The sequence below is a fragment of the Roseibium sp. RKSG952 genome (assembly GCF_009711355.1).
This window is the reverse complement of sequence record NZ_SMMF01000694.1, coordinates 1-4,606: the sequence shown is the minus strand read 5'-3', so window position 1 is coordinate 4,606 and position 4,606 is coordinate 1. Positions and strand designations below refer to the sequence as shown.

General features: G+C 55.8%; 3 protein-coding genes. 2 read left to right on the top strand and 1 reads right to left on the bottom strand.

Annotation, left to right across the window (positions count from 1 at the left end; translation table 11 throughout):
- Positions 1 to 866: 866 nt before the first annotated feature.
- Positions 867 to 1,262 carry a phasin family protein gene (locus E1297_RS04090; RefSeq protein ID WP_155134221.1) on the bottom strand — a complete coding sequence of 132 codons (396 nt, stop codon included), beginning with the start codon at positions 1,260 to 1,262 and terminating at the stop codon, positions 867 to 869.
- A 526-nt stretch (positions 1,263 to 1,788) separates the two neighbouring features.
- Here E1297_RS04090 and E1297_RS04085 point away from each other — a divergent pair.
- Positions 1,789 to 4,371, top strand: coding sequence for a diguanylate cyclase (locus tag E1297_RS04085; protein WP_155134218.1), 2,583 nt, complete (start codon positions 1,789 to 1,791; stop codon positions 4,369 to 4,371).
- Between the two features lies 1 nt (position 4,372).
- Positions 4,373 to 4,606 (top strand): hypothetical protein (locus E1297_RS49705; RefSeq protein ID WP_209015635.1); only part of this gene is annotated, 234 nt, incomplete at its 3' end.

Here is a 4,606-nt window from a genome sequence, read left to right as displayed (position 1 = left end):
CAGCGGATTTTCGAACCAGCACGAGCTTCCTGGGCGACCGAAAGGAAGATTGATCCTGATCTTGAGATCAGAGCGGTAGGATATAGAAAATCGCATGTGTTTGTATAGTTAATGCTATTCTAGTTTGATAAAAATTAAAATTGCGTATTTATGCGAGAGTCCCTCTCGCCGTTCAGTTTCATTTGACCGGGGTGTTTGGAGTTTCCGGCGAGGTGAGTGGGGCACGACGCTGCACTGCATCACAAGCGCATTGCAAGACCGCGGGGAGCAAAAGCGACCGGACGGATAACCGGCCATGAACCGCGGGTTAAGGCCCATCAGGTGCAAAATTGCCCCCTCATCGGGCAGATTGCACCGCAAACACGATCAACCGTATCGCGCTCCGCGAAGGTGCCTGACCGGTGAACCGTTTTGCGACATCAAATGGACCCAAATGGCCAAGATTCGCTTTGCCAAATGCGGGCCGAACAAAATCCCGTTTCACCTTTTCCCTGCCGGACAATCAGGGCTTTTGCCAAGCTGAAAAGCACGCGTTGCCCTGCCCGTTCCACCAATTCACGATTTCGGGCAAGGAGGTGACTTTAGGGGATGGTGCAAGACCGCGCCCTCAGGCTGTGTCCGTACAATCCTGACAATCCGTTTGGTCCCCCATAGATGCAAGTCGTCTTTGAAGAAGTACCTTTACGGCGCGGCGAATGCGCCGCTGTCCGTAGAAAATTTCGAAGACAGCTGCGCCCGGATTGACCGTTTCAAGGGTCAAACATGACACGCGCGTGCGCCTTGTCCGGGTTGACGAGCCATCTTGAGCAACACCGCTGCTGATCTGCCCAGACCTTTGCCCCGCCGAATGACGGTTTCAATAAGGCTCAAGCTGCAGCCGGTATCCGGCGCTTCGGCTTTTGCTTTTTGTCCTCGCCGGCATCCTGCACTTGCTCAAAGACCTTTTGCGTCATGCGGCTACCGATATCCGTCATCTTGAGGCACTCTTTGGTGTAGTCGTCGGCAGCCTCCTGGTAGAACTCTGACAGGCCCGTAACGACATCTGTCGTTTCCTGCGTATTGATCAGCCGCTCGATAAACTCGATATCCTTCTCAAAGCGTTGCCTTGCGAAGTCGAGTAGCTCGATCTGATACTCGAGAAAGGTCTTCATGTGTTCACCGGGAATGCCCATGGCCCCGAAGAACGGATTGTTGTCCTTGGTTAAAAACGGCCCCCAGAGCGGAATGTCCGGTGTCGTTTGCGCTTGGCTTTTCTGTGGCACGGTATCCTCCAGTTTTTCACATGTGATGATCTGTCGTTGCCAGGCCGCTTGGAGTGATGCGCTGAATTCGGAACGGTTGCTCTGGCCGGCATTTGCGGCGCGTTCGGCTTAATGCCGGTGCCGTCATAAATGCTTTCGTGTTCAGCTGCGGAACGCATCACAAAAAAGAGCAACGGTATAAATATACAACCTCAATTTGCGCAGACTTTCAAGACTGCGCACAGAAAAAGCCGACTGGGGCCCAGTCGGCGGGAACCGATTCGCACGACCGCAGCAAAGCATCACTGCTGCCGGCTGAACTTTTGAGAATTGCATGCCACACTTTTGCGGCAACTAACTGCTCACATATAGTTGAGCGCCGCCAGAATTGTGGTTTGGGATTGTTTTACAAATCCTGAGCAAACAATTGGAAGAGCTGACCTTATTGAATCGATATAAATGACAATAATGAAATGTTACAATTTCGCATGATATTTTTTTCGATACAATTTTGGGATGACTTCGCAGCTTGCTTGGAGTGGTCCGAATGACAATCGCAGGGCTACAGACATGTATCCCTTTGGATTTGAAACAATCCTTTGATCATTGCGAAGAATGCGTCATCTTTTTATCGGATGATCACTGCATCCGTTACGCCAACCCGCCCCTCACCAGGTTGCTGGGCTACCCCCCCGATGAGGTAATCGGAAAACAGCACAATCTGCTTTTTGAAGCGGGAACAAGCGCTTCAGATCCGGACCCGGGCACGAACCTGCTTCAAGACACGCCGCGACCGGCCATGCCGGGGGCACGTCTTGTCAGACTGGTACAGAAGAACGGCCGCGCGCTCGTGGCCGACATGTTCACGACGGAACTTGTTGACGCCGCCTCCAACCGCGCGGGATTTCTTGCCATCATCCGCCCCGCATCGGGTGCGGCACTCAATGACAATCGCGAAGCAGATCTGTCCGAGATACTCAAGGACGCGCTGGAATCCATTTCGGAAGGCTTTGCCCTTTATGACAAGTCCGACCGGCTCGTCGTCTGCAATGCGATGTACCGCAGCATCTACCCCAAATCTGCGGACTACATGGTACCCGGAACATCATTCGCCGATATTCTCCGCGCGGGACTTCAAGATGGCGAATACGACCTTCAAGGACTGACCGCTGAAGAATGGCTGGCTGAGCGCCTGCATAGGCATGAAACGGCGGATGGGTCCATCATAGAACAGAAGCTCGGCGACGGCCGCTGGCTGAACATTGCCGAGCGCAAGACCCACTCAGGGGGGACGGCAGGCATCCGGACAGACATCACCCAACTGAAAAACACGGAAGCTCAACTGGCAAGATCCAACGAGGACTTGGTTCGCCTGGCCAACACGCTGCCCAGCAATATTGTCGAGGTCGACCGGGACGGGATCTGCATATTGGCGAATGACGTGGCCTGCGAATGGTTCGCCCGCGACCGGTCCGCCTTGCTCGGCAAGCGGATACGGGATCTGCTGCCGCAAGAAGTCCGCGCCCATTCAGCCAGGCACTTTCAACGCGCTCTTGCGGGCGAGACAGTGCGTTTCGAAACCGCCATCGTCTATCCCGACGGCAAGGCCCGGCACGTCAAGGTCGAGTATCTGCCCAAGTTCGATCTTGAGGGTGTGGTCGACACGGTCGTCGCCTGCGTCACCGACATCTCGGATGTCAAAAAAGCGGAAGCCAGCATCGCCGAGGCCTACCAAAACCTGACATTGTTGGCGAACACATTATCCTGCTCGATCTGCGAGATCGACACCAACGGCAACTGCACCTTCATCAATGAAATCGGGGCGCAATGGCTGGGCGACACACCCGAAAACCTGCTTGGAACAAAACTCCAGTCGCGGCTGCATTACGATATCCAACCGATTGTCGAGGACTTCGTCAAGCGCTGCCTTGGTGGCGAGGTCGTGCGAAGAGAACTGAAAGTTCCGTTTCCGGACAAGACCCGGCGTTTTGTCGAAACGGAATTCATGCCCAAGCGAAATCAGGCCGGGACCGTGATTGGCCTGATTGCCCTGTCGATGGACATTACCGCCCGCAAACGCGCTGAAAAAACCCTGGCCGAACTCTACACGATCACGTCGACCCGCGAGCTCAGCCACGACCAGAAGATCGATCAGATCCTCAAACTCGGCTGCCACCATTTCGGGCTGCCATTCGGCATCATCAGCCGGATTGAAGGCTCCAGCTATGAGGTTGTGCGCGCCGAATGCCCAAACGGGGAAATCCAGGCGGGCGCCCGGTTTGACCTCGACAATACCTATTGCGAAATCACCTTGGGAGCGGACGGTCCGCTTGCAATCTCAAGGATGAGTTCATCCGGGCATGAGACCCATCCCTGCTACAGCGCGTTCGGGCTGGAGACCTATATCGGTGCGCCGGTCATCGTTGATGGTGAGCGGTACGGAACAATCAACTTTACCAGCCCGGACCCGAGAGATCGGGAGTTTACCCGAAACGACAGCGAGATCGTCCGGCAATTCGCAGAATGGGTTGGCCATGAGATTGCCCGCCAGCAAGATCAGGACGCCCTTCTGGAGGCCTATACCAGCCTGGAGCGGATCTCCAACACGGATGACCTCACCGGCATCCTGAATCGCCGTGCTTTCATGCAACGTGCCAACACCGAACTCAAACGCTCCCGCAAGACCAGGCAAAAGCTCGCGGTTCTCATGATGGACATCGACCACTTCAAGTCCATCAATGACACCTATGGCCACCCGGCCGGGGATGACGTCATCCTGAAATTCGCGGATCTGGTGAAGGCCTGCCTCAGAACCACGGATGTTTTCGGCCGTGTCGGCGGCGAGGAGTTCTGTGCCGTTCTGAGATGTTCCGGCCGCGGCGAGGCGCTTCAGGTCGCCGAGCGAATCCTGCAGAAGATCCAGTCGGATTGCGCGATGCCGCCGATCGACCGGCCGATCACCTGCAGTATCGGCCTCTCCTTCAAGCGGCAGGACGATTTTGATTTCGCCTCCCTGCTCAAGCGCGCGGACGCCGCACTCTATCAAGCCAAGGAGCAGGGACGGAACCGCTGCATCGCCGAAAGCACCTTGCCCGAAACGCCGTCCGAAAGCCGCGCGATGAACAGCTAGAGTGGAACTTGAGAGGCCTGCGGCCATCCGGATTGATTTGACCGAGCCATTTCGGGCGTCGGGTCAGGCGGGTTGGGCGCAGTACTGCCCGGCAGCACGAACCAAACGCTGTACGGGTTTCGAAGATATTGCGCAAAACACACCGGTCAATTCTTGCCAAACCGACATTTGCATCGCGCACCTGTCCGCACCACCTCATCGCAGGGACCTCTGCATATTGCTGGTCTGTGCGGCT

What these genes read in the sequence shown, in the direction of transcription:
- E1297_RS04085 (WP_155134218.1), top strand. Translation starts at nt 1,789, where the DNA reads ATGACAATCGCAGGGCTACAGACATGTATCCCTTTGGATTTGAAACAA.